Origin of the sequence: Roseateles sp. (assembly GCF_047654805.1) — a bacterium.
Taxonomy (GTDB): Bacteria; Pseudomonadota; Gammaproteobacteria; order Burkholderiales; family Burkholderiaceae_C; genus Pelomonas.
On record NZ_JASGIV010000001.1, the window covers coordinates 4,273,442 to 4,300,128 of the forward strand.

The 26,687-nt window shown below is 63.7% G+C and carries 18 protein-coding genes; 15 read left to right on the top strand and 3 right to left on the bottom strand.

Translation table 11 applies throughout. The annotated features are described in order from the left end of the window. Positions 1–133: 133 nt before the first annotated feature. Positions 134–409 (bottom strand): DNA-binding protein, encoded by a 276-nt coding sequence (locus tag QM732_RS19420; protein ID WP_415657736.1) that lies wholly within the window; start codon positions 407–409, stop codon positions 134–136. Here QM732_RS19420 and QM732_RS19425 point away from each other — a divergent pair. The 15 genes from QM732_RS19425 to groL all read left to right on the top strand — a co-directional run bounded on the left by QM732_RS19425 (position 398) and on the right by groL (position 23,524). After that, the gene (locus QM732_RS19425; protein ID WP_415657737.1) at positions 398–901 is read left to right on the top strand and encodes a helix-turn-helix domain-containing protein; all 504 of its coding nucleotides are present in this window, start codon (positions 398–400) and stop codon (positions 899–901) included. The two genes, QM732_RS19420 and QM732_RS19425, sit on opposite strands and share 12 nt — an antisense overlap. After that, a complete protein-coding gene (locus tag QM732_RS19430; RefSeq protein ID WP_415657738.1) occupies positions 898–1,575 on the top strand; it encodes a hypothetical protein in 678 nt (225 codons plus the stop codon). Before QM732_RS19425 ends, QM732_RS19430 begins: the two co-directional genes overlap by 4 nt. 134 nt (positions 1,576–1,709) lie before the next feature. Then, entirely contained in the window at positions 1,710–3,251 is a 1,542-nt protein-coding gene (locus QM732_RS19435; RefSeq protein WP_415659418.1) for a recombinase family protein, read from the top strand. 23 nt (positions 3,252–3,274) lie between these two features. Beyond that, on the top strand, positions 3,275–4,147 hold the full coding sequence (locus QM732_RS19440) for a plasmid partitioning protein RepB C-terminal domain-containing protein (RefSeq protein ID WP_415657739.1): 873 nt from the start codon (positions 3,275–3,277) through the stop codon (positions 4,145–4,147). Further along, on the top strand, positions 4,147–5,043 hold the full coding sequence (locus QM732_RS19445; RefSeq protein WP_415657740.1) for a plasmid partitioning protein RepB C-terminal domain-containing protein: 897 nt from the start codon (positions 4,147–4,149) through the stop codon (positions 5,041–5,043). Before QM732_RS19440 ends, QM732_RS19445 begins: the two co-directional genes overlap by 1 nt. Before the next feature lie 167 nt (positions 5,044–5,210). Further along, on the top strand, positions 5,211–7,766 hold the full coding sequence (locus QM732_RS19450; protein WP_415657741.1) for an SIR2 family protein: 2,556 nt from the start codon (positions 5,211–5,213) through the stop codon (positions 7,764–7,766). Then, complete coding sequence (locus QM732_RS19455) at positions 7,763–9,256, top strand: hypothetical protein (protein ID WP_415657742.1); 1,494 nt, start codon at positions 7,763–7,765, stop codon at positions 9,254–9,256. The genes QM732_RS19450 and QM732_RS19455 overlap by 4 nt, the downstream gene beginning before the upstream one ends. Before the next feature lie 85 nt (positions 9,257–9,341). Then, entirely contained in the window at positions 9,342–12,596 is a 3,255-nt protein-coding gene (locus QM732_RS19460) for a helicase-related protein (RefSeq protein ID WP_415657743.1), read from the top strand. Then, positions 12,593–13,357: a DUF4391 domain-containing protein gene (locus QM732_RS19465; RefSeq protein ID WP_415657744.1), complete on the top strand. Its 765-nt coding sequence runs from the start codon at positions 12,593–12,595 to the stop codon at positions 13,355–13,357. The genes QM732_RS19460 and QM732_RS19465 overlap by 4 nt, the downstream gene beginning before the upstream one ends. Further along, positions 13,354–14,079, top strand: a complete 726-nt coding sequence (locus QM732_RS19470; RefSeq protein ID WP_415657745.1) for a DUF6988 family protein — start codon at positions 13,354–13,356, stop codon at positions 14,077–14,079. The genes QM732_RS19465 and QM732_RS19470 overlap by 4 nt, the downstream gene beginning before the upstream one ends. Before the next feature lie 19 nt (positions 14,080–14,098). Beyond that, positions 14,099–16,060, top strand: coding sequence for a site-specific DNA-methyltransferase (locus QM732_RS19475; RefSeq protein ID WP_415657746.1), 1,962 nt, complete (start codon positions 14,099–14,101; stop codon positions 16,058–16,060). Between the two features lie 13 nt (positions 16,061–16,073). After that, positions 16,074–19,166 carry a type III restriction-modification system endonuclease gene (locus tag QM732_RS19480; RefSeq protein WP_415657747.1) on the top strand — a complete coding sequence of 1,031 codons (3,093 nt, stop codon included), beginning with the start codon at positions 16,074–16,076 and terminating at the stop codon, positions 19,164–19,166. Positions 19,167–19,235: 69 nt separating this feature from the next. Next, a complete protein-coding gene (locus tag QM732_RS19485) occupies positions 19,236–21,125 on the top strand; it encodes a DUF262 domain-containing protein (protein ID WP_415657748.1) in 1,890 nt (629 codons plus the stop codon). A 362-nt stretch (positions 21,126–21,487) separates the two neighbouring features. Beyond that, positions 21,488–21,778 carry a co-chaperone GroES gene (gene groES, locus QM732_RS19490; protein ID WP_293501792.1) on the top strand — a complete coding sequence of 97 codons (291 nt, stop codon included), beginning with the start codon at positions 21,488–21,490 and terminating at the stop codon, positions 21,776–21,778. 99 nt (positions 21,779–21,877) lie between these two features. Beyond that, the gene (gene groL / locus QM732_RS19495) at positions 21,878–23,524 is read left to right on the top strand and encodes a chaperonin GroEL (RefSeq protein ID WP_415657749.1); all 1,647 of its coding nucleotides are present in this window, start codon (positions 21,878–21,880) and stop codon (positions 23,522–23,524) included. A 100-nt stretch (positions 23,525–23,624) separates the two neighbouring features. Here groL and QM732_RS19500 read toward each other — a convergent pair whose 3' ends face one another. Together QM732_RS19500 and QM732_RS19505 are read right to left on the bottom strand one after the other, a co-directional pair. After that, complete coding sequence (locus QM732_RS19500) at positions 23,625–24,446, bottom strand: MipA/OmpV family protein (RefSeq protein WP_415657750.1); 822 nt, start codon at positions 24,444–24,446, stop codon at positions 23,625–23,627. A 29-nt stretch (positions 24,447–24,475) separates the two neighbouring features. Then, entirely contained in the window at positions 24,476–26,671 is a 2,196-nt protein-coding gene (locus QM732_RS19505) for a tetratricopeptide repeat protein (RefSeq protein WP_415657751.1), read from the bottom strand. Positions 26,672–26,687 lie beyond the last annotated feature (16 nt).

Genomic DNA, 26,687 nt, shown 5'->3' on the forward strand with positions numbered 1-26,687 from the left:
GCCCTGCGCATCGCGCATAGGCGGCCTTGACTGGGGTCCCGCGGAGGAGGAAACTCGGGCCTGCCACAGCTTAGGGAGTTCCTCTCGAAGCGGGACCGCCGGCCAATCTTCGGATGGGTCGGCGTTCTTTTTTCTACATGGTGGCCTCCTCGAGCTGAGAGCTTCGGGGGACGGCTGGCTTGGAAGCGGTGAACACCCTGTCCAGCCAGTCGGCGTGTATCGGCGCCTGCTTCACGCCAAGCGCCATCGCGATGCGGTGTGCCTTACCGCGCCTGGCCTGCACGCGTCCCGCAAGGACGGCGTACACCATGGGCGCATCGAAGCCATTCGCACGCGCCCACTCGGCGATCGACAAGCCGCGGGCCTCGAAGGCCTCCTTAACTTGGGTCAGGCGTTCTTGCTCAAGCACTACAGCACTGTCTTGTTGAATGCCATAAGATATCTCGAAAATAAGATTTCTTCTACAAAAATGTTAAAGGTCATTCAAGGCATCGGCGCTCGGCTGCGCGGCGAGCGGGAACGGCTTGGCCTATCGCAGAAGCGACTTGGCGAGGCGTGCGATGTTTCGTTGATGACTCAGCACCGGTTTGAGACAGACCAGAACGCACTCAACACGAGCTACCTCCAGGCGGCGCAGGAGGTTGGGGTCGACATCGGCGTCGTGCTGGCAGGTGCATCCGCGGTCAGCGTGTCGGGGGACGACTGGAAGCTGATCAGGTCGTGCGTCAGGGATGTCGGTCAGTACTGCGCCCTTCATTGGGCGGACTGCCCGGACGACTACAAATGGGCGCTCGTTGAGCGCCTGTATCGCCAGAGGCGTGAGCATCTCGCCCCCGCTGGCGCTGCGGCGATCGCCAACAGCAAGAATGAGATCGAGACCCTCCTCGGCGTTCGGCCATGAGCCCACCGGAGTTACCGGACTTCGAGAACGAGCGGCGCTTTCGGGAAGCGCTGAAGTTCTTCAACGAGGCTGGTAACGCCGACGGCACGCTCATGGAGCGGCTCGCCGAACTTCCGCCCGTGAGCTACGTGATGACATACAGGTTGCGGTGGTGGCAGCTGGTCCTGAGGCCCAGGCGCTGCGTGCTTGCGCTCCTGACCCGGAAGTTCGACAGGCGCCCGGGCTGGCAGGATCGCCTCAACCGCCGCATCTTGCTCGTCGAGGGCTTCGACGACTTCCGACGGCTTGATCCCACGAAGATCTATGCGCTCCGGCACCTCCAGTTCCAAGGGTGGCTGAGCGCCTTCTGCGTGTTTTGGGCATGTGATTCCGCGGCAAGTGCGTCGCACCGTGGGACGGTGCGGAACAGCCATTCACTCCGGCTGCGAGCGGCCATCGCATGCGCTCGGGTGATTTGCATCATTACCATCGCGGCGGTCATTGGCTTGCTAGTAGCGGCGGGAAATGCACTTCACACCCAGGGCTGCCTCTCCTGCGTCAGCCTGGGGGCAGCCCTGATTGCCGCGCAGTTGACGGTGGTCGCTGCTGGACTCTACGTGGCGGCCTTCTACCGCCCGTTTTCGATCCGCCATGCTCAGGCCCGGCTTCAGAACCAGTTCGGGCTATCCCCCTAGATGGAAGCGCCTTCGCCATGAAGGCGTCATCTAACGGTCACTTCGGGCGGCAACCATGACCTTCCGATGACCGTTCGCCCGGGAGGGCTGCGATGACTGAAGGATTGAATCTGCGCTTGCATGTCGAGTCCGATATGCATGGAGCACCCGACGACCTGTTGCCCGTGGCGCAATACGTCCGCATGTCGACGGAGCATCAGAAGTACTCCACCGACAACCAAGCCCAGGTCATCGCGGCGTACGCCGAACTGCACAAGATGCGGGTTGTCCGAACTTACATGGACGCCGGCAAGAGCGGCCTGAACCTGCGTGGCCGGCCCGGGTTGCAGCAGCTTCTCAACGACGTCGGCGCGCCGAATCCTGGCTTCTCCGCTGTGCTCGTCTACGACATCAGCCGCTGGGGCCGATTTCCTGATCCGGACGAGGCCGCCGTTTATGAGCAGACCTGCAAGCGCCGCGGCATCCGCATCATCTACTGCGCCGAGCAGTTCAAGAACGACGGGTCTCTCTCCTCGACCGTGATGGTAGGCCTGAAGAGAAGCATGGCCGCGGAGTACAGCCGCGAGCTGTCGGTCAAGGTGTTCGCCGGCCACCGCAACCTCGTCCAGCGCGGCTACCGGCAGGGTGGTGCACCGGGCTTCGGCCTGCGTCGACAGCTCGTGGATGAGCACCACAACGTCAAGGGGCTGCTTACACGGGGCGAGAAGAAGAGCATCCAGACGGACCGCGTCTTTCTGGTCCCCGGCCCGCAAGCCGAAGTCGCGACGGTCCACCAGATCTATCGGCTGTTCCTGGAAGACGCCAAACCCGAGCGCGTGATCGCATCGGAGCTGAACCGGCAGGGTCTCAAGACAGACCTCGGGCGCCCCTGGAGCCGCGGGACCGTGCACCAGGTGCTGACGAATGAGAAGTACATCGGCAACAACGTCTACAACCGAACCTCGTTCAAGCTGAAGATCGAGCACAAGCAGAACCCGCCTTCAGACTGGATCCGCAAGGACGGCGCCTTCGAGGCCATCGTCCGCCCGGAGCTGTTCTGGCAGGCCCAGGCCATCATTGCCCAGCGGTCACGCCATCTTGATGACGAGGAGATGCTCGCGCTGCTGCGCCAGGTGCTGGAACGGCACGGCGGCCTGTCGGGCGTCTTGATCGACGAGGAGGACGGGCTGCCGTCCAGCTCCAGCTATAGGACCCGCTTCGGCAGCCTGTACCGGGCGTACAACCTTGTCGGCTTTCAGCCTCGACGGGACTGCGCCTATCTGGAGATCAACCGTGCTCTGCGTCGGTATCACCCGACCGTGATGCAACGCGTCGCGCAGGGCATCAGCGACGTGGGCGGCTGTGCTAGATCGAACAAGGATACGGACCTCCTCACGGTGAACGAGGAGTTCACGGTGTCGGTCGTCGTGGCCCGGTGCAAACCCACGCCAGCTGGCAAGTTCCGCTGGCTGATTCGGTTGGACGCCAGCCTGGAGCCCGACATCACCATCGTCACCCGGATGGACCAGTCCAACCGGGATCCCTTCGACTTCTATGTCCTGCCGTCGCTGGACTTCGGGGCGTCACAGCTGCCAGAGCGGGAGGCAAACGGCTTCTCGCTCGACTTCTATCGCGTCAATGCGCTCGACGATTTCTATGCGCTTTGCGCCAGGACTGCCTACGCGGAGGCGGCATGACGGACAAATCCTCACGCGTCGAGATGATCCCGATCGAGGCGGTGTTGGTCGCAAACCCTCGGGTCCGGAACACCAAGCTGCACAAGGAGATCACTGACAACATCGGCCAGATTGGCCTCAAGCGCCCCATCACCGTTCGGCGCCTGCCCGCCGGCGACGACGGCACGAAGTTCGCGCTCATCTGCGGTCAAGGCCGGCTGGAGTCCTGCAAGGCACTTGGGCAGTCACGCATTGCTGCGCTGGTTGTCGACACCGACGAGGAGACCGGGCATGTGATGAGCTTGGTGGAAAACATCGCCCGCCGCACGCCTCGCGCCAGCGAGATGCTGGAGCAGGTAGGTGTGCTTCGCAGCAAAGGCTACTCGGACGCCGAAATTGGCAAGAAGATCGGCTGCACAGCGTCGTGGGTCAACCATGTTGGCACGCTGCTCGAACGCGGCGAGCGTCGGCTGCTGACCGCAGCAGAGGCTGGGCACGTCCCGCTGCACATCGCTGTGCAGATCGCCCGGGCCAATGACAGTGAAGCGCAGGAGCTACTGCTCGAAGCCTACAACCGTGGTGACCTCAAAGGCCGCAAGGTCGCGGTGATGCGGCGCATCCTTGAGAACCGGGCGCGCAGCGGCAAGCGGCACAGTCCTGAGATCTACGGCCGCGGCGGTTCCCAGTACAAGCGCATGACCCCTGAGGAGCTGACCAAGCTCTATCAGCGCAATGCCGACGAGCACCGGCGAATCCAGAAGCGCGCTGAAAACACCCAGTCCACGCTGACCGTCGTCCAGCAGATCTTCAAGGAGCTGCTGGCCAACGCCGAGTTCCGCAAGCTGCTCAAGACGGAAGGGCTGACCAGCATGCCGAAGCCGCTGGCCGAGACGGCGAAGAAGTCGGGGCTGGTCTGATGGAAAAGCCCATCAAGCCCATTCGCCTGGGGTTCGAGCTGGACTGCATTGAGGTTCCACTGAACCTCCTCCATCCGAGCCGGGTTGTGCCTTCGACGCTCAAGATCAGCGTCAAGTACAAGCAGGTCAAGTCTTCGTTGTCAGAGATCGGGCTCGTCGAACCGCTCGTCGTGATCCATCACCCGGCCCACCAGGGCGGGTTCCAAATCCTGGATGGACATCTCCGACACATGGCCTTGGGTGAGCTCGGTGTCGATCGGGCCATGTGCCTCGTGTCGACGGACGATGAGGGCTACACGTACAACAAGCGCGTCAGCCGGCTGTCGGTGGTCCAGGAACACAAGATGATCGTGCGGGCTGCGGAGCGTGGCGCTTCGGTGCAGCGCCTTGCCGCCGCGCTGAACGTGTCGGAGCGGTCGATCACCGACAGCTTCCGGATGCTGGAGGGCATCTGTGATGAAGTCGTTCGGCTACTCGCTGACAAACCAGCCGGCAGGACCATGTTCGGCGTGTTGCGCAAGATGGGCCACTTCCGACAGATCGACGTCGCTCGCACTATGGTTGGGCTGGAGAACTACTCCGTGAAGTTCGCCCAGGCGATGCTTCAGCACACGCCACCGGACCAACTGGCACCGGACACCAAGGTCAAGGTGCAGCGATCTGGCGCAACCGAGACCGTTCAGCGGCTACAGCGCGAGCTGGCGGCCATGCAGGCTGACACGAAGCTGATCGAGGAGACCTACGGCGACCTAACGCTTCAACTGGCCATCATCAAGGCACACATCAAGTCGTTGCTGGAAAACGCCCACGTCGTTCGCTGGCTGGCCCGGTTTCACAACGACTATCTGCAGCAGCTTCAGCTCGTGGCCGAGGTGAAGCGCCTGCCATCGGAGTAGAAGTTAGCATTGGTTCCAACCGGATACCCCAACGGCCCATATCCCCGCTGCGACCTGCATCAGGCTGCACAGCGATGCAGCCGGCTCGGCAAAAAGCCAGGTAGCGCGGAGCCAGCGCCGACCGCTTGTGTCAACATCGCCCTGCGTCTGCAGGGAGAAAACACAATATGGGATCTGGCACGCAGTCTTCACACCGTTCTGAGGCCCACCTATCGGCGGTGCGTCAGCTGTCTGCTCTATTCGAAGCCAGTCAGCGGGCAAGGCCCGTCTTCTTGCTCGGTGCAGGCGCTTCCTACAGATCCGGCGTCCCTCTCGCCGATGATGCGGTCAAGCGCATAGCAAAAGAGGTCTACGCCAGAAAGAAGCTGGGCACCAGTAGCACTGCCCGGGTCATGCCAGGCGACATCGCGCGATTCCTCTCCGAACAGCCTTGGTTCATCGCCGAGCCCGGCCGGCTTGGCGACAACTTCCCGTTGGCCGTGCGCCAGCTTCTTGTTCCCCGCGAGTACAGGCGCGAGTTTTTCCGGCGTGAGTTGCGTCCCTTTAACGGCACCTCAGAGGGCTATCACGCCCTTGCGCGCCTTGCGCAGCGAGGCCTCTCACGCGTCACTCTGACCACCAACTTCGATGGCTGCATCGTCGAAGCCCTGTCGGCGCTCGCTCCGCATGTTCCGCGTCCGGTTGAGATCAACCAGACGCCCGATGACCACATTTCGTTCTCGGTCTACGGCCAGGAACCGATGGTCGTGTACCTGCATGGCGCAATCGACTCCTACACGGACTTGAACACCACTGAGGAGACCGAGAGTCTCCCACCTGGTCTGGTTGAGATGCTCAAGCAGATGCTGACCGCCTCACCTCTGGTAGTGGTTGGGTATCGCGGCGGCGAGCCGTCCATCATGAATGGGCTCTTCCAGGCTCTTATGCAGTCAACTCTCGCCTTCAAGTGCGGGGTGTACTGGTGCGACCTCGGCAGAGCACCCTTGCATGATCGCGTAGAAGCACTTCAGTCCGCGATTGGGGGCAACTTCTTTAACCTCACTATCGATGGGTTCGATGAGCTACTCATCGATCTTGACGAGACTCTTCGTGATCAGGATGTCTATCGGCCGTCAGCACGCGCTGAGCAGAACAGTCCCATCAAGACCAGCCGCAGTTTGGCCCTGGATGACCTCGACCATGACTTGATCCTTGCGAAGCTTGGCGAGTACTGCGACAAGGTGCTGCGTCCGCGGGTTGATCGCGCCAGGATGTGGGGACTTCTTGGCGAGCTTGGTCTTGTTCTCGCTGACGCAAACGGTGAACCTAGGCCAACCCCCGAGGCAGTCATTCTGTTCGGAAAGGACGTTCAATCGCTCTTTCCGCAGGCGTGCGTCGAGTTCACGCAAGGTGGAAAGAAGCGAAAGCTCATCAACGGCAATCTCATTCAACAGTTTGCTGAACTACGCGAGTTGCTGGATTCCGCAGAGGTGAATCCTCAGTTGCGCGTGAAGACGAGCTCATCTTCAAAAAGGCAGCAAGCCTATCACTCACGAAGCATCACCGAGATGATCGTGAACATGCTCGTTCATCGAGACTATTCAGCTGCTGAGCAAAGCAAGATCGATGTGGAGGAAGGCAGTCGAATTCGTTTCTCTAACCCCGGGGGCTTGCCGGAAGTCGTACTGAAGAGACTTTCACCCGGTGCGGACGGAGAGTTCGCACCCGTTCGCTCCGTCACGGACATACGAAATTACTCAATCGCTGACGTCTTTTATGGCATCGGACCGATGGACAAGCGAGGCTCTGGGCTAAGCGATGCCAAGGAATTAATGCTCGAGCAAGGTGGTACCGCACGGTATTTGGTCGAGCCCGGCAATACGCATTTCATCGCAGAACTTTTTCAGGCGCGTCAGCAGGCTCCGGGAAGCTCGGAGACTGCTCTGGCGTTACACCCGTTCGGCGCATACATGACGAACCACCTTCGGTTCGAGGTGATGCCTGGCGCCATCACGACGGTTGACCAGCAGAACAGTCCCAAGATCAACGTGCCGAGCGGTGTAGATCTGCTGGGTCAAGCGATGCCTGAGAGCACACACGTGCTGATTCGCCAGAGGGATAGAGCGGTGAGCTTCTGCAAGCCAGCGGTTTTGGGCGCTCGCTCCGGAACGTACAAGGTGGTAGATGTGGACCACTTCGCCGGCCAACAGGGGGGGCACAGCACGGTGTCGCATCTGCTGCGAGAGCACTTCGTCCGCTACCTTCGTGGCTTTCAGGCTGACGGGCTGTACGTTGAAGGCGGTGGCCACCGCGCCTACTTTGTAAAGCTGACTGATGACCCGGTGAAGATCAGGTACGACGCGCCCAAGCGCTCCGGCGTGGAGCGTGAGATGGTGAAGCGTCGGGAGAACAAGAGGGATGTCTTCCATGAGAACGAAGGCTTTGCTTTCGACGTGATTCGGTTCCAGGGAGCCTGGGCCGTCCAGATCAAACCCTTCTATATGTTCACAGAGGCGGACGGCAGGACTCCGTTGCCGCCGTATCGGAGAACAAAGCTATCCACCAGCCGGATGCGCTTCGATCGAAATCAGGCAGTCGTGAGCGATCTCGGGTTCTGGTCACGGTACCTGGCTCGCGGTGCGGCCACCGTTCAGCTGTGCCCCACGGGCGACTACGACCTGCTCATGGCGGGGGCCTTCCACGAGATCGAAATCTTTGACCCGAACGCGGAGGCTGGCCAATGACGATCAGGTTGCAGGTTTTGGGTGAACCACTCCTTGAGTTCGGTCGTGGCGAGTTTGGAGTCGACCCTCGGCTGGCAATGCGAAAGAGCGGCGCCTTGATGGCCGTGCCTGATCGACTTGAGACGCATCAGCTTGGACTGGTGTGCCCCGCAGAAGAGGTGCAGGCGATCAAGACCTGGTTCTCTGTGATGCGTGGACTGGTCATGGGCGACGAGGCGAACGCCAGTCGCTTCGGTGCTTTTCCCGGCACCGAGAAAGCATTCGGGTGCGTCTACGAAATCCCTGACCAGTTCATTAGGACGATTGACCAGAAGGAGTTTGCGCTGCAGCAGAGCAAGAATCCGGCAGACAAGTTTGAAGGATTGCTCGACCTCTACGGCGGAAAGATCGAGTCCATGTTCAACGACGTCCGTCCGAGGGTGGTGTTGGTCGCCTTCCGAGAGTCCGAGGCTGACCTGAGAGTTACCAACTCCAAGCTCAGCCCCGAGGAGCGACAAGCACTTGAGTATCTGCAGCGCGAAGATGACAAGCAGACCGAGCTATTCGCACCGGATCCAGAGGAACTCAAGCGGATAGCGGAGCTGAAGCCACAGGCTGAAGAACTTCTGTTCCGGAACTTCTACCGAGCCTTGAAGGCACGCATGATGCAGCGCCCGAATGCCGTGCCGCTTCAGGTAATTCGCGAGCACACCTATCGCGAGGACAAGGCAAGTCAAAGTGGCGCCACACGGGCGTGGAACCTCGGGACGTCGCTCTTCTACAAGGCCGGTTCAATCCCATGGCGCCCGAAGGACCTGCCTTCCAACTACTGCTTCGTCGGTGTTTCATTCCACCACCTCAAGCGCAAGGCAGGCGACGTCATGTATGCCAGCGTGGCTCAAGCCTTCTCGAGCACGGTGCAGCCGTTTGTGCTGCGTGGGGCAACGATCCCCAAGGACCAGGTCGAATACAAACAGCCGTACCTCAAGCAAGCTCAGGCTGCTGATCTCATTGACCGAGTGATCGACGCCTACGTCAAGAACGCCGGAACGGTGCCGGACCGTGTGGTGGTGCACAAGACTTCTCGCTACCACGCGGAGGAAGCCGATGGATTCAATGCGGGCCTAAGTAAGGCAGCTGCCATCGATTTGGTCTGGCTAGGACAGACTGGCTTCCGCCTCGTGAAGAAGGGGAGCCAAGAGGTCTGGCGCGGCACTTGGGTGGACGTCGACGGCAGGGAGAACTATCTGTTCACCACCGGCTACGTGCCTTGGTGGAAGGAGTACCCTGGCCCCCACATCCCCGCTCCACTGCTTTTTGGCAGCCACAACAAAACGGATTTGAAGGCGCGCGCTGAAGAAATCCTGACGCTGACCAAGATGAACTGGAACAGTTCCGACGGGTTGGCGCGCTACCCCGTGACGATCTCATTCGCTCGCCGCGTGGGGATGGTGATGACGGAGCTAGGCGACGATCCGTCGCCCAATCCGTCCTACAGGTTCTACATGTGACGCTGGCACACGGCACCACCTAGGAAGAACTCCCTGCCGAATCACTTCGCCCCTGGGTTAGATTGCTACAGGGAGTAAGAAGACGATGAAGCTGATCCGCAATGCAGGCACCGACCGTGTCGTAGACATCATTTCGCCGGGGCTCCAGCCTGGTAACCAGATCGACCTGATGACGGCGTCGGAGTCATTGTTCGCGTTCGAAGCGCTTCAAGAAGGCGTCAGTAAGCTAAGTGCCGCCCGCCTGCTGATGTCCGCAGATGCCGCCGACTTCAGCCTACTGGGCAACGCGGCTGATCGCCCTGCACGGAATCGCCTGCGGGCTCCGAACCTCGCCAAGCAGTTCGCAGAATGGATTCGCGCCAAGGCGGAGGTGCGTTGCGCACAAGGTGCCATACCCCAAGGCCTTGCGGTCCTTCGCGGCCCTGATGGCAAAGCCAGGCAAGCCGTTCACGGATCCTTCGGCCTATCGACCGATGGACTGGGCATCACACCCGGCAACCCTCTGAGCTTCATCCAGGCGTCGGAGACGGCTCAGGAGGCCGAGACACTGGCCCAGTGGTTCGACCTCCAGTGGGAGGGTCTCGGCCAGCAACCCGCCGCGAAGACCGCCATCCTGCAAGCCCTCGACGAGCTGGCAGCTGCGCGCGACCCGATGAGCGTCTACACCGCGATGCTGTACCACCTGTTCAGGGCGGACAGCCAGGACATGGACGAGGACCGCATCGTCAAGTCGGCTACCGGCATCCGCAACACCGTCGTCTGGAAGAAGCTTTACAGGTTCCAGCGCGATGGCGTTGTTGGCGCCATCGACAAGCTGGACCGCTTCGGCGGCTGCATCATTGCCGACAGCGTCGGCCTCGGGAAGACCTTCGAGGCGCTGGCCATCATCAAGTACCACGAGCTGCGCAACGACCGCGTGCTCGTGCTGTGCCCCAAACGCCTGCGTGACAACTGGACCATCTACAAGGCCAACGACCAGCGCAACCTCCTGGCGTCAGACCGGTTCAACTACGACGTACTGAACCACACGGACCTGTCGCGTGACGGCGGCCTGTCGGGCGACGTCGACCTTGCGCATGTCAACTGGGGCAACTATGACCTTGTCGTCATCGACGAGTCCCACAACTTCCGCAACAAGAAGGCTCCGAAGCAAGGCGCCGAGACTCGCTACGACCGCCTGATGCGCAAGATCATCCGTGAGGGCGTCAAGACCCGCGTGCTGATGTTGTCAGCCACGCCGGTCAACAACCGCCTGGCCGATCTGAAGAACCAGATCGCCTTCGTCACCGAGGGCGACGACACCGCCCTCTTCGACCACGGCATTGCCAGCATCGACAGCACCACGCGCCGTGCTCAGAAGTCCTTCAACCGCTGGCTGGAGCTGCCAGAAGAAGAGCGCACGCCGCAGCTGCTGGTGGAGATGCTGGGCTTCGACTACTTTGCGCTGCTGGACCACCTGACCATCGCGCGCTCCCGCCGACACATCGAGAAGTACTACGGCACCTCGGAGACCGGCCGCTTCCCCGGTCGCCTACCTCCCATCAACATCAAGGCCGATGTCGACAAGGCTGGTGAGTTCCAGCCGATCAAGGAGATCAACTTCGAGATCCGCCGGCTCAAGCTGGCCAGCTACGCGCCGCTGCGTTACGTCAAGGAAGACAAGCTGTCCAGCTACGACGCCAAGTACAGCACGGCCATCCGCGGCGGCGAAAGCATCTTTCGCCAGGTCGACCGCGAGGAGAGCCTGATCCACCTGATGCGGGTCAACCTGCTCAAGCGCATGGAAAGCTCGGTCTTCTCCTTCGCCCTGACCGTGGGCCGCCAGCTCAATGATGTTGACGAGACCCTGGCCCGGCTGCAGGCCTACAAGGCCGGCAGCGTTGGCGCCGAAGACGAGTTCGAAGAGATCGACATCGCCGATGTCGACGTGGACGATCCCGCCTTCGAAACCCTGCTGGTCGGCCGCAAGGTCAAGGTGCTGCTCAGCGACATCGACCTCGCCCGCTGGCGCCAGGACCTCACCGAAGACCGTAACCGGTTGGCCACGCTCAACGCTGCCGCGCTCCAAGTCGACGCGGCCCGCGACGACAAGCTCGGCAAGCTGCGTGACCTGATCGCGGAGAAGGTGCGCAACCCCATCAACGCGGGCAACCGCAAGGTCATCGTCTTCACCGCGTTTGCCGACACGGCCGAGTACCTGTATGAGCACCTGGCGGACTGGGCCAAGACCCACTTACAGGTCGAAGCTGCCCTGGTCACAGGCGCGGGGCGGAATCGGTCTACCCTGCCAGGCCTGCGCAAGGATCTGACGACGATCCTCACGACCTTCTCCCCCCGGTCCAAGGAGCGGCCTGCCGGCCTTGCCCACGAGGGCGAGCTCGACCTGCTGATCGCCACCGACTGCATCAGCGAAGGCCAGAACCTGCAGGACTGCGACTGGCTGGTGAACTACGACATCCACTGGAACCCGGTTCGCATCATCCAGCGCTTCGGCCGGGTGGACCGGCTGGGCTCGCCCAACACCAGCATCCAGCTCGTCAACTTCTGGCCCAACATGGAGCTGGAGGAGTACATCGGCCTGGAGCAGCGCGTCAGCGGTCGCATGGTGCTGCTGGACGTCTCCGCCACGGGTGAAGAGAACATCATCGAGCAGCAGTCTGGCGACCCGATGAACGACCTGGAGTACCGGCGCAAGCAGCTGTTGAAGCTGCAGGACGCGGTGATCGACCTGGAAGACCTGTCCAGCGGCGTGTCCATCACCGACCTGACCCTCACCGACTACCGCATCGATCTGGCGCGCTACCTCAAGGCCCACCCCGGCAAGCTGGAGAGCATGCCCCTGGGTGCCTGCGCCGTCACCACCACCCACGAAGCCGACATCCCGCCCGGCATGCTCTTCTGCCTGCGCGCCGAGGGCGTCGCGGCAGAGAAGGCCGTCGACCCCAACTACCCGCTGGCGCCCATCTACTTGGTGCACATCGGCGAGCACGGAACCGTCCTGCTGCCCTACACACAGGCCAAGCACGTGCTGGATCGGCTGAAGCGCCTGAGCATGGGCCGCGAGCTGCCCGACGCAGGCGCCGTCGCTCGCCACGCCAAGAGCACACGGCAGTTCTCCGACATGCGCCACGCCCAAGACCTCCTGGCCGCCGCGGTCGGCTCCATCGTCGGCAAAGGTGAGGAGCGGGCTGTCGCCAGTCTCTTTGCGCCGGGCGGTACCCATGCCATGCGAGGCGAGTTCGCCGGCATGAACGACTTCGAGGTGTTGGCCTACCTGGTTGTACTGCCAGGCACCACCGCCACGGCAGTTGGAGCTGCGGCAAGCACGGCAGCGGCATGAGTGCGGATGCACTGATCCAAGCCCTCGGTCTGCCCGATGCCACTCGGGTGGACCAGCGCGTGCCCAAGAAGTTGCTGGCCGAGCATGGCGCCGCCACGGCGGCCGACAAGCGACAGGTGCAGGACGGCGTCGACGAGGTTCAGTGGCTGGCGTCCCTCAAGCCCCACCTGATCGGTGTGCCGGCTTTCAAGGATGAGCAGCGCGAGTATCTGGAAGTGGCGGTGCTGAGCCTAAAGCTCAAGCCCGGCGCCAAACCCGGCCGCCTGGCCGAGCTACTGCATCGCGCCGTGCCCTACCCCGTGCTGCTGCTCGCCAGTTCCGACCTCGGCGCCAGCCTGTCGCTCGCTCACATCCGCGCATCCCAGAATGAGGCTGACAAGACGGTGCTGGATGGCTCCGTACTGTCCGTCCTGCTGCCAGACGCAGAGCATGGCGCCGACTTCTACGCGTCGGTGGCGCTGGCCAAGCAGCCCCAGTCCGACCTGTACGCCCTCTACCAAGGCTGGCTGGACACGGCGAGCGCGCTGGACATCGCGAAGGAAACAGGCCGCTTCCTGCCCAGCCTGACGCGTGAACAAGCCGCGGCGCGGCACGTTGCCCTGCAGGACTGCCGCCAGCTCCAAGTACAGATCGCACAGTTGCGCAGCCAAGCCGACAAGGAAAGGCAGATGCCCCGCCAGGTGGCGCTGAACCAAGAGATCCATGCCGCGCAGAGCCGGTTGCAGGCCTTGCAGCGCACGCTGTCCGGGGAGTCGGCATGACGCAAACCACTGCACCACACGACGCAGACTTGAAGCTTGACGCGCTGGGACAGGCGCTGGCCCGCGCCGACGAGCTGGATGGAGCCGTTATGGCGGCCATCGACTCCGAGCAGTACCGCCCTTACGACGGGTCGGCGCGCATCAGCGCCAGCGTCAGTGCCGCTTGCGTGGCGCTGGAGCATGGCCGAGCGCTCCGGGTGCTGGTGGCTCAAGGGCTGCCGACCGCAGCGCTCAGCTTGCTCCGCCTACAGCACGAGGCGCTGACGCGCGCCGTGTGGCTGCTCTACGCGGCAACGGACCTCGCAGTGGACAAGCTCGCTGCCCCGCTGTCGAAAGAGACCGAAGCTGCGGCCAACAAGCTGCCGATGCTGGCCGAGATGCTCAAGCAACTGGCCGACAAGCCTGCCGCGGCGCAGCCGCTCCTCGGCCTGCAGGCCTTCAAGGACAACAACGCCGCCGCGCTGAACTCCTTCGTGCACGGCGGCATCCACGCCCTGCACAGGCATGCGCAGGGCTTTCCCGAGCCACTGGTGATCGGCGCCCTGCGCAACTGCAGCGGCCTGCTGTTGATGACTGGCATGATGCTGGCTGTACTGGCTGGTAGCCAGCCCATGGTCCGGCGCTTCAGCAGGCTCCAAGTTGAGTTTGCCGCTGATCTACCGCCGCCCCTGCCGACCCACGCACGCGCCGATGGCGCCGTGGCTCAAGCCCAAGAACACTGAAGTCCAAGAAGAACGAACCATGTCCATCCAGAAGATCGAACCCGGCATGCCAGAGAGCCAGAGCGCTGACATCCTGGCCGACAACCTCGCCCGGCTGAAGGCTCTGTTCCCCGAGCTGGTGACTGAAGGCACCAAGGGGCCGGCCATCAACATCGACGTGCTCAAGGCTCTGGTCGGCGATGCGACCGTGACCGACGCGGATGAGAAGTACGGCCTCAACTGGCACGGGAAGCGCGCGGCTCGCCAGCTCGCCCTGACGCCCAGCGCCGGCACGCTCCGTCCGTGTCCCGAAGAGAGCGTGGACTGGGAGACGACGCGAAACCTGATGATCGAGGGCGACAACCTCGAAGTGCTGAAGCTGCTGCAGAAGAGCTACGCCGGCAAGGTCAAGATGGTCTACATCGACCCGCCATACAACACCGGCAAGGACTTCGTCTACCCCGACAACTTTCAGGACAGCATCCGGAACTACCTGGAGCTGACCGGTCAGGTTGAGGGCGGCCGAAAGATCAGTAGCAACACTGAGGCGAGCGGTCGATTCCACACCGACTGGCTGTCGATGCTGTACCCGCGGGCGAAGCTAGCGAGAAACCTGCTCCGCGACGACGGGATTCTGTTCGTGTCAATTGACTCTACAGAAGTTGCCAATCTCCGACTGTTACTTGACGAGGTCTTCGGGGAAGAGTGCTTCATCATCGACCTAATCTGGAAGAAGCGCGACGGGGCTCCCAACGATAGAAACATCGGATCCGTTCACGAGCACATCCTCGTGTACGGCAAGACCCTGACAGCTGGCTCAGCTCGCACACTCGCGGAAGACCGGCTCAACTTGATGCCGCGAACCGAGAAGGCTGATGCCGAGTACCAAGAGTTTCGGGAGCCAGGTGGACCAGACCCGAGGGGCAAGTTTCGCAAGATTGACACGACCGCGAACGCCAAGGGCGGAAGGGATGTCGCATCACTTCACTTCGGAGTGCGGAACCCGACTACTGGCGAGATGTGCTACCCCAGGGACGGCACCTGCTGGCGTCATTCCAAAGAGGAGATGGATCGCTTACAAGCGGACGGTCGTCTGTACTGGGGTGTGAACGGCACGGCAACGACACCGATGCGAAAGCTGTTCCTAAGCGAGGCCAAGCCAGGCATGACGACGCCCTCCATACTCCCTGACATGCCGCTGAATCAGCATGCTGCACGGGAGCTGGAGGTCCTGTTCGGACAGAAATCTGTGTTTGACACACCCAAGCCCACTGAGCTCCTGAAGCTGCTGGCGCACCTGGGGTGTGGGCGTGACGACATCTGCCTGGACTTCTTTGCGGGGTCTGGCAGCATGGGAGAAGCAGTGATGATGCTCAACGCTGCTGACGGGGGGCAGCGACGCTACGTGCTCGTCCAACTGCCAGAGCCAATCGGCGACTCTTCCGAGTCAAGGATCTCCCGAGACTACTGCTTGAACATCGGCCGGCCTCCGATCATCTCGGAGTTGACGAAAGAGCGACTTCGCCGGTCAGGGCAAAGGATCAAGACCGAGGGACACAACTCTGTCGATGTTGGATTCCGCGCGTTTCGCCTGGACACCTCCAACCTCAAGGCCTGGACACCGCGCAGCAACGACATCGGGCAGGCATTGCTAGACCACCTTGAACATGTGAAGTCGGGGCGCAGCACTAACGATGTGCTGTACGAGTTGCTGCTCAAGCTCGGACTCGACCTGTGCGTGCCCATGCAGACAAGGGAAGTCGCCGGCAAAGCTGTTCACAGCATCGGGGGCGGCGTGCTGCTCGCATGTCTCGACGACCGTATCAGCGCTACTGAAGCTGAGCCGCTGGCGCTTGGCATCGTGACCTGGCACAAGGAGCAAGCCACGGCAGGCGAAGTGACCTGCGTCTTCCTCGACAGCGCCTTCGAGAACGATGTCGCCAAGACCAACTTGGCTGCCATCCTCGAACAGCACGGCATCGCCAAGGTGCGTAGCCTGTAACGGGGAAGCTGCGATGAAACTTCATTTCGAAGCGGACCTCCCCTACCAGTCCGAGGCGATCAAGGCCGTCTGCGACCTGTTCCGCGGGCAGGAGATCTGCCGCACCGAGTTCACGGTGACGGTCCGTGCCGCGCGCACCTACGACGACCTGGCAGCCACGCAAGGCTCGCTGGACGGCATGCTGGCTACCGAGCAAGGGGGCATCGGCAACCGTTTGACCCTGCTGGACGAGGAGATCGAAGAGAACCTGCGCTCGATCCAACTCCGCAACGGAGTGCCGCCCTCTACCAAGCTGTCGCCCGACTTCACCGTGGAGATGGAGACTGGCACCGGCAAGACCTACGTCTACCTGAAGACGGCTTTCGAGCTGAACCGCAACTACGGCTTCACCAAGTTCGTCATCGTCGTGCCCTCGGTCGCCATCAAGGAGGGCGTCAACAAAACGCTGCAGATCACGCGCGAGCACTTCGAGACGCTGTACCCCAGCGCCAAGGGCTACGAGTTCTTCCAGTACGACTCCGGCAACCTGAGCAAGGTGCGCAACTTCGCCACGAGCTCGAACGTGCAGATCATGGTGATCACGGTCGGCGCGATCAACAAGTTCGGCGACGAGCAGGAAGCAGCGCTGGAAGAAGCTGACGAAGCCCTGCGCCGCGAGAAGAGCAAGAACGTGATGTACCGCGCCAGCGAAAAGACGGGCGGCGAAAAGCCCATCGACCTGGTGCGCGCCACGCGGCCCATCCTCATCGTGGACGAGCCGCAGAGCGTGGACGGCGGCATCGACGGCCGCGGCAAGAAGGCGCTGTCGCGCATGAACCCGCTGTGCACGCTGCGCTACTCGGCCACGCACGTGGACAAGCACAACATGGTCTACCGGCTCGACGCTGTGGACGCCTACGAGCAGAAGCTGGTCAAGCAGATCGAGGTGGCCTCGGCCACCGTCGAGCAGGGTTTCAACAAGCCCTACGTGAAGCTGGTGGGCATCAGCAACAAGCGCGGCGTCGTGGCTGCCACGGTGGAGCTGGACGTGCTGGGCAAGGCTGGCAGCGTGCAGCGCAAGGAAGTCGTGGTGCAGGACGGTGACGACCTGGAGCAGACCACCGGCCGCGAGGTCTACGCCAACATGCGCGTGGGCACGCTGCGGGCGGCCGCCAAGAGCCCCAAGACCGAAGCCCTGATGGAACTGCACCTGCCCGGGGGGCAGGAGTTCCTGCGCGTGGACGACAGCTGGGGCGGCGTCGAGCCGCTGGCGGTGCAGCGCGAGATGATCCGCCGCACCATCAAGGAGCACCTGGACAAGGAGAAGCGCCTGCGCCCCATGGGCGTGAAGGTGCTCAGCCTGTTCTTCATCGACGAGGTCAGCAAGTACCGCGTCTATGACGAGCAGGGCAACCCGCAGAAGGGCGTGTACGCCACGATCTTCGAAGAGGAGTACCAGCGCTGGGCGCGGCACCCCGACTACCGCAGCATGTTCAACGAAGTGGACCTGAGCGCTGCGGCGCACGAGGTTCACAACGGCTACTTCTCGATCGACAAGAAGAAGGTCGGCGGCAAGACGGTGGAGATGCTGAAGGATACCAGCGGCAGCACTGCGGCCGACGACGACACCTACAACCTCATCATGCGCGACAAGGAGAAGCTGCTCAGCTTCTCCTCGCCGCTGAAGTTCATCTTCAGCCACTCGGCCCTGAAGGAAGGCTGGGACAACCCCAACGTCTTCCAGATCTGCAACTTCAGCACCCGATCCACCGAGCGCTGGCGCCGGCAGACCATCGGCCGCGGCTTGCGGCTGTGTGTCAACCAGGAAGGCCTGCGCCTGCGCGGCTTCGAGGTGAACACGCTGACCGTGATCGCCAACGAGAGCTACCAGCAGTTCGCCGACAGCCTGCAGAAGGAGATCGAGGAAGACGGCTTCCAGTTCGGCGTCGTGCCCGACCACCTCTTCGCGGGCGTGGCCGTCAAGCAGACGGACGGCACGCAGAAGCCGCTGGGCTTCGACGCGTCCAAGGTACTGGCCGAGCACCTGCGCGCGCAGCGCCTGATCGATGCCAAGGGCAAGGTACAGGACACCCTGCGCCAAGCCATCAAGGACGGCAGCTTGACGCTGCCCCCCGAGCTGGAAGCCCAGCGCGCTCAGATTCTGGAGCTGCTGCGCAAGGTTGCCGGCAAGCTGGAGATCAAGAACGCCGATGAGCGCCGCCAGGTGCCGGTGCGCCGCGCCGTGCTGGACAGCCCCGAGTTCAAGGCGCTGTGGGACCGCATCAAGTTCAAGACCACGTACCGGGTCCACTTCGACAACGACAAGCTGATCCGCGACTGCATCGCCGCGGTGATCGCTGCGCCGCCCATCAGCAAGGTGCGCCTGCAGTGGCGCAAGGCCAACATGGAGATCGGCCAGGCCGGCATCGTGGCCCAGGAGACCGGTGGCGCCAGCGTCGTCGTGCTGGATGAGGGCGACATCGAGCTGCCCGACATCCTGACCGAACTACAGAACCGCACCCAGCTGACCCGCCGCAGCATCGCGCAGATCCTGGTCGAGAGCCATCGCCTGCACGACTTCAAGCGCAACCCGCAGCAGTTCATCGAGATCGTGGCCGACGCCATCAACCGCTGCAAGCGCGTCGTGCTGGTGGATGGCATCCGCTACCAACGCCTGGGCGACGACCAGTACTACGCTCAGGAGCTGTTCGAGAAGGAAGAGCTGACCGGCTACCTGAAGAACATGCTGCAGGACGCCCAGCGCTCGGTCTACCAGCACGTCGTCTACGACTCTGAGGTCGAGCGGGACTTCGCCGACCAGCTGGAGAAGAACGACGCGATCAAGGTTTACGCCAAGCTGCCCGGCTGGTTCAAGGTGCCCACGCCGCTGGGCACCTACAACCCCGACTGGGCCGTGCTGGTGACAACGCCCGACGGCGACCGCCTCTACTTCGTCGTCGAGACCAAGAGCAGCTTGTTCGGCAACGACCTACGCGACACGGAGAGCGCCAAGATCGAGTGCGGCCGTGCGCACTTCAAGGCACTGGCCGTTGGCGAGAAGCCAGCCATTTACGACAAGTTTAAGGATGTGGCGGGGTTGGTCGAGCGGGCGCAGGCGATGGCTTAGAAGAGGCCAAGAGCCCTTCACTCGTTCGAAACGTAGTCAGCAGCTCATAGAGCCCAGGGAGGGCAGGACATGGATTCGAGGACCTTCACCGTTCAGCAGATCTACCAAGACCGGCGCCAGTACCGCGTGCCGTTCTACCAGCGCCCGTACGTCTGGAATCGTGATGACCAGTGGGGCAGACTCTGGGAAGACATCCGCGACAAGGCCGAAGCGCGCCTGCAAGGTGGCAAGACGTTCCCCCACTTCATGGGCGCTGTCGTGCTGGAGCCGCAGAAGAAGACCGGCCTTCTCGGGGTGGAACGGCACCACATCATCGACGGCCAGCAGCGTCTGACCACGCTGCAGTACGTGATGACCGCGCTAGTGCACACGCTGCGCGCTGCCAAGAACGACAAGCTGCTGCCGCTCATCGAGGCCTGCCTGACCAACTCGAACCCAGAGACGATGGAGGACGTTGCCGTCGAGCGCTTCAAGCTGTGGCCGACATTCCGTGATCGCAAGCAGTACGAGCTGGCGATGACCGCAGCGTCGCTTGACGAGCTGCGTCAACGCTTTCCAGCCAGCTTCACGCAGACGGGTAGCTTGCGCAAGATCGGCGCGGACCATCCTCCAGCGCTGGAAGCGATCGTGTTCTTTCATGAGCAGATGCTCGACTGGGTCAACGACGAGGCGGAGGGCGACGTAGCGACGCGCGCCACCGCGTTGGCTGCCGCGGTGCTGACTGACTTGTCCATCGTCTGCATCTCGCTCGGCGAGGATGATGACGCCCAAGTGATCTTCGAGACGCTGAACGGCCATGGCGCGGAGCTGCACGCCACCGACCTCATCCGCAACTTCATCTTCATGCGGGCAGGCACGGATGCCGACGACCTCTACAACAACCTGTGGAGTCAGTTCGAAGCCCCGATCTGGTCAGAGAAGCAAACGCGGGGCCGGCTGAGCAGGCCGCGCCTGGAGTGGTTCGTCCAGACGACCGTTCAGGCTCAGACAGGTGAAGAGATTGATGTCGGCCGCCTGTACGCCGGCTACCGGCGCTTCGTGGACAGCGCAGCCGGTCCGCATGCTGCTGGCGCACAGCTTGGCATGCTGAATCGCTTCGGCGAGCACTACCGGGCCCTCGTGACGGGAACCGGGTCCGAGCCGATCGCCGTCTTTGGGCGCCGCATCGCCGTGTGGGATGCGTCGCCGACGCATGCCCTCGCCCTCCGCGTGGCGACCTCTTCGCTGTCGACCGATGAACAGCAAGAGATCTACAGCTGCATCGAGTCCTACCTTGTCCGGCGCGCAGTCTGCGGGCTGTCCCGGAAGAACTACAACAAGGTCTTCGCTCAGCAGCTGAAGCGGTTAATCGATGGCGACTTGACGACAGTGGCCTTCCGCGCCGCGCTCGCGTCGCTGAGCGGCGAAGCCTCGCGCTGGCCGACCGATGACGAGTTCAAGCGTCAGTGGATCGAAGGGGCTACCTATCCTGGACGGCTCGATGCAGCGAAGCTGCGAGCCATCTTCCACCGCCTGGAAACGGCGATGCGCAGCGAGAAAACAGAGGAGCTTGTACCGCTGACCCTTGACGCCCTCGACATCGACCACATCATGCCGAAGTCCTGGTACGGCCACTGGTTACTGGCTGATGGCACAGCGGCATCGGCCTTCGACGCCATTAACGCTCAGCCCCTGCGCTTCTCTAGTGCTGATGTCGATCCGAGGACTCAAGCCATTCTTGATCGGGAAGACGCGATACCGAGGCTCGGAAACCTGACACTCGTCCACCTCGGCGTCAACCGCGCTCTCCAGAACCACGGCTATGGCGCGAAGCGCGAAGCGCTTTTCGAGCACTCGAACTTGCACTTGAATCGCGCCTTGATGACGCGCGAGTCCTGGGATGAGGCTGCCATCTCGGCCCGGGGCGAAGCGCTGTTCGAGTTCGCCGTCGGGATCTGGCCGGGACCAAACACCGCGTGACAGTTGCGGGGACCAGTGTTCAATCTGGACAGCCACCCGCAGGGTAGGTCAGACCATTGGTTCCCCAGCTAGTGCATCGATATCAGCAAGCGGCGTGGCTCCGCCAACGATAGTTAGCGAGTACTTGCGTCGATTGTCGAGTTCAGACTTAGGCGACGAGAGTTCCGAGTTAGCTGAGGATCGACAGCGTCACAGTGGCTTGAATCGTCACGCTCCGTCCCTATAATGCCTGACTGCTAGCACTCAACACACATGAGTGCTAACGAAATCGGGTCCGCCGGCATGCCGGTAGGCCCAGTTTTTCGCGAGCCGCGGCCTGTGCAGGTCGCGGCCGCTCCAGCACTTACTCTCAAGGAGATTCCATGAAGCTGCGCCCCCTGCACGATCGCGTGATCGTTCGCCGTCTGGAGCAAGAGACCAAGACCGCCTCGGGCATCGTCATCCCCGACAACGCCGCAGAGAAGCCCGATCAAGGCGAAGTGCTGGCCGTTGGCCCGGGCAAGCGCAACGACAAGGGTGAGTTCGTGGCCTTGAATGTCACCGTCGGCGACCGCGTGCTGTTTGGCAAGTACTCCGGCCAGGCCGTCAAGGTCGATGGCGAGGAACTGCTGGTCATGCGCGAAGAAGACCTCTTCGCCGTCGTTCAGAAGTAATGACTCGGGGGCGGGTGCATCAAGCCGTGATGCGCCGCCCTCGCCGATCCAGAGCGAATCCATCGACTCTGAACCCAATTTAGATATCCGGAGAATCAAATGGCAGCAAAAGACGTGATCTTTGGCGGCGAAGCCCGTGCCCGCATGGTTGAGGGCGTCAACATCCTGGCCAACGCGGTCAAGGTGACCCTGGGCCCAAAGGGCCGCAACGTGGTGCTGGAGCGCTCGTTCGGCGCCCCCACCGTGACCAAGGACGGCGTGTCCGTGGCCAAGGAGATCGAGCTCAAGGACAAGCTCCAGAACATGGGCGCGCAGATGGTCAAGGAAGTCGCTTCCAAGACCAGCGACAACGCCGGTGACGGCACCACCACCGCCACCGTGCTGGCCCAGGCCATCGTGCGCGAAGGCATGAAGTACGTTGCCGCCGGCATGAACCCGATGGACCTGAAGCGCGGCATCGACAAGGCCGTCACCGCCCTGGTCGAGCAGCTGAAGAAGGCCTCCAAGGCCACCACGACGTCCAAGGAAATCGCCCAGGTCGGCACCATCTCGGCCAACAGCGATGCCGACGTCGGCCAGATCATCGCCAACGCGATGGACAAGGTCGGCAAGGAAGGCGTCATCACCGTCGAAGACGGCAAGAGCCTGAACAACGAGCTGGACGTCGTCGAAGGCATGCAGTTCGACCGCGGCTACCTGTCGCCCTACTTCATCAACAACCCGGAAAAGCAATCCGCGATCCTGGACAACCCCTTCGTGCTGCTGTACGACAAGAAGGTGTCCAACATCCGCGACCTGCTGCCCACGCTGGAAGCCGTCGCCAAGGCTGGCCGTCCGCTGCTGATCATTGCCGAGGAAGTCGAGGGCGAAGCCCTGGCGACCCTGGTGGTCAACACGATCCGCGGCATCCTGAAGGTCGTCGCCGTCAAGGCCCCGGGCTTCGGTGACCGCCGCAAGGCCATGCTGGAAGACATCGCCATCCTGACGGGCGGCAAGGTCATCGCCGAGGAAGTGGGCCTGTCGCTGGAGAAGGTCACGCTGGCTGACCTGGGCCAGGCCAAGCGCGTCGAAGTGGGCAAGGAAAACACCACCATCATCGATGGCGCCGGTGCCGCTGCCGACATCGAAGCCCGCGTCAAGCAAGTGCGTATCCAGATCGAGGAAGCCACCAGCGACTACGACCGCGAGAAGCTGCAAGAGCGCGTGGCCAAGCTGGCCGGTGGCGTGGCCGTCATCAAGGTCGGTGCCGCCACCGAAGTTGAGATGAAGGAAAAGAAGGCCCGCGTGGAAGACGCGCTGCACGCCACGCGTGCCGCCGTCGAGGAAGGCATCGTCGCCGGTGGTGGCGTGGCCCTGCTGCGTGCCAAGCAAGCCGCTGGCGAGATCAAGGGCGACAACGCCGACCAGGACGCCGGTATCAAGCTGATCCTGAAGGCCATCGAAGCCCCGCTGCGCGAGATCGTCTACAACGCTGGTGAAGAGTCGTCCGTCGTCGTCAACGCCGTGCTGGGTGGCAAGGGCAACTACGGCTACAACGCTGCCAACGGCACCTATGGCGACATGATCGAGATGGGCATCCTGGATCCGACCAAGGTGACCCGCACCGCGCTGCAGAACGCCGCCTCCGTCGCGTCGCTGATGCTGACGACCGAGTGCATGGTCGCCGAGTCCCCCAAGGACGACGCTCCGGCCGGCATGCCTGGCGGCATGGGTGGCATGGGCGGCATGGGCGGCATGGACATGTAAGTCCACATCGGCGACACACCCGTCGCCGATGCAAGCACTGAACGAAAAGGGGCTGCTCGCGCAGCCCCTTTTTTTCGTTCACCTTCCGCTGGCGAAGAGGTCAGTCGCTGGCGCGCGCCGCGGACCGCTTCAGCGTGTAGGTCAGCCCGATGCCGACGCTGGCCCCGGTCGTCCGGCGCACCAGGGGACTGTCGCGATTTGCGGCACCCGCCACACTGTCCACGCGACCGAAGGCAAACACGCGCACGTCCGGCGCCAGTTGGCGCGACAAGCCACCCTTCAGCCGCCACGCGATCAGGCCCGCGCGCGCGCCATAGGCCGACCGATCCGGCAACACCTCGTCGGGCGCGACGCCGTAGTAGGTCGCCCCGAGCCGCTCGTCACCGATCAGCACCGCTACGCCCAGTCCATAGCTCCAGCCGCCCTTGGTACGGTGCTCCAGGCTCAATTCCGGCTCCAGGCTCATGCCGCGATGCCGGCGCAGGTCGCGCGCCTCGAACACGCCGCGCAGCGGCAGCTCGAACGTCAGGCGTTGTTCGGCGCCACGCCCGTTCAGGAACCAGCGCCCCACCGGCCCGAACTCGACCAGCGTTCCCAGCCGTGGCATGCCCTCGCGAGCCCGCAGCGACTTGCCACCGGCGCTCAGCGAACCCGCGAACGACACGTCCAGTTCGAAGGCCTCGGTACGCACCGCGCGCAGGCCCGCCCCCTCGTCATCGGCGTGCAGCACCTTGCCACGGTAGATCACGTAGGGAAGCAGCGGCGTGCGACTCACCTGCTCGTCCGCGCCCGGGTAGGCCTGCTGGGATATCACACCGGCCGCCGCCCCCACCTCCCATAGCGGCAAGTCGGGGCGAGCGGGTGCGTCGGCATGAGCACCGGCACCCGCGCAGGCGAGGCCGAGAACCAGAATGCGTTTCATGGGCAATTCAAGAGCAGCAACGGCGCGCATCATGCCGCCACCAGAGCGAGCAGCGCATCGGCGAAGCCGGCGCCGTCGCACAGCGCGCTGGCTGCCATGCGCTCGCGCAGCCCGGCGCGAAGGGCGGCGAGCCCCGAGCGGTCCTGCAGGCGGGCCCGGGCCAGGCACACGAAGTCGTCCTCGTCGGCCGCCACCCAGTCCTCGGCCAGACCCAGGGCCTGCATGAAGCTCAGCCCCTGGCGCGAGATCGGCGCCGGCCCGGGGAGCGTCAGCACCGGCACGCCCATCCACAGTCCATCCAGCGTCGTCATGCCGCCGCTGTGCGGGAATGGATCAAGGGCAATGTCCACGCGGCCGAAGGCAGCGAGGTAGTCGGCCAGCGGGCCCGGGCCTTCCAGGTCCAGCCGGTTGGCGTCGCCCGGCCAGCGGGTCCGTAGCGCAGCCCGCTCGGCCTCGTTCTGCAGCCCAGGCGCCTTGACGAGCAGCCGGCTGCCGGGTGTCGCGTCCAGCACGCGCGCCCACAGCGCCAGCACCTCATCGCCGAGCTTGTGCAGCGCATTGAAGCTGCCGAAACACGGCGCGCCGCCCAGCGGCGGCACGGTCGGCGCGCCGGCCGGCGGCGCGTAGACCGTGAAGCTATGCGGCAGCCGCAGCAACGGCTCGATGAAGCCGGACTCGGTCCCGGCCGGCAACAGCCAGCGGTCGCCAATGAAGCCATCGATCTCTGCCAGCCCGGTGCTGGCCGCATAGCCCAGCCAGCTGAACTGCCGCGGCGCGGGCCGGCGCGCGAACACGCCAAGCCGGTGCCCACCCGTGTGGCCGTTCAGGTCGATCAGCACATCGATGCCGTCGTCGGCGATGCGCGCCGCCAAGGCCGCGTCGTCGAGATCCGCGGCCCGCATCCAGCGCGGCACCGCCTCGCGCAGCCGCTGCGTCAGCGCATCGTCGGCCCGCGAGTTCGAATAGACCGACAACTCGCATCGCAGGGCCAGCGCCGGCATCCAGGCCTCGGCCAGGCGCCCGACCGGATGGGCCCGCAGGTCCGCGGACACAAAACCCACGCGCAGCCGTGCCGCGCGTGGTGCAGGCCGCTGCAGCGGCGCGGCCTGCACAACACGCCCGAAATCCATCGCCTCGGCCCGCAGCGCGATGGCCTCCTCGACACGAGCCTGGCGATAGCTGCGCAACAGCAGCCGGTCACTGCGCGCGCTCGGCAGGGCCGGATCGAGCTCGATCAGGCGGCTCAGCACGGCGTCGGCCTCGTCCAGCGCGCCCTGGCGCTTCAAGGCCTGGGCGAGATTGCTCAGCGCGCGGGACGAGTCGGGCGCATCGGCCAGAGCCTGGCGGTAGGCGGTCACGGCGTCGCCGAAGCGCCCCTCTTGCAGCCTCAGCCCGCCAAGGTTGGCGAGCACGGCTGCGCGGCGCTCGCCGGCCGCCCCGGCCACCAGCGCCGCGCCAAGCACGGTTTCGCCGCGTTCGGGCCGCAGCAGGCTCAGGTTGCAGGCGGCTTCCACGTGGCCGGCGTCCAGCGCGAGCACCTGTTCCCAGGCTTCGGCGGCGCCCGCCGCGTCCCCAGTGTCCTGGAGCAGATTGCCGAGCGTGAACCAGGGCTCGGGGCGGTCGGGGGCCAGCGCCACGGCCTCGCGAAGCCGGGTCACTGCCTCTGCCGCACGGCCGGCCGCCGCCAGTGCCGTAGCGGCATGCACGCGCAGCCCGGCATCGCCCGGCCGCGAGTCCACGGCGAGGCCAAATGCCTGGGCTGCCTCGTCATGCCGCCCCAAGGCCAGCAGCGCGCGTCCGCGGTTGCCAAGGGCCGCAGCCAGGCCCGGCTGACAGGCCAGGGCCGCGTCGAAGGCCGCCAGTGCTTCGGCGGGCTGGCGCAGCGCCAGCAGCGCATTGCCAAGGTTGTTGTGCGCCCCGGCCAGGCGCGGCCGCAGGCGAAGCGCCTGCTCATAGGCCGCGCGCGCTTCGGCCCAGCGGCCGCGAGCCGCCAGTAGCGCCCCCAGGTTGGCCGCAAGTTCCGCATCTCCAGGCAGCAACTCCATCGCGCGCCGCAATGCCGGCAAGGCATCCTCGCCGAGCATCTGCTGGGCCACCGACAAGGCCTTCCACAGCGCCCCGTCCTGCGGCTGCCCGCCCAACAGCGTGCGCGCCAGGGCCGCCATCTCGGCGTGACGCCCCGCCTGGAAAAGCGTGAAAAGGTCATGAAGTCCGGCGCTGGCCATACGGTTCAGGGGGGAG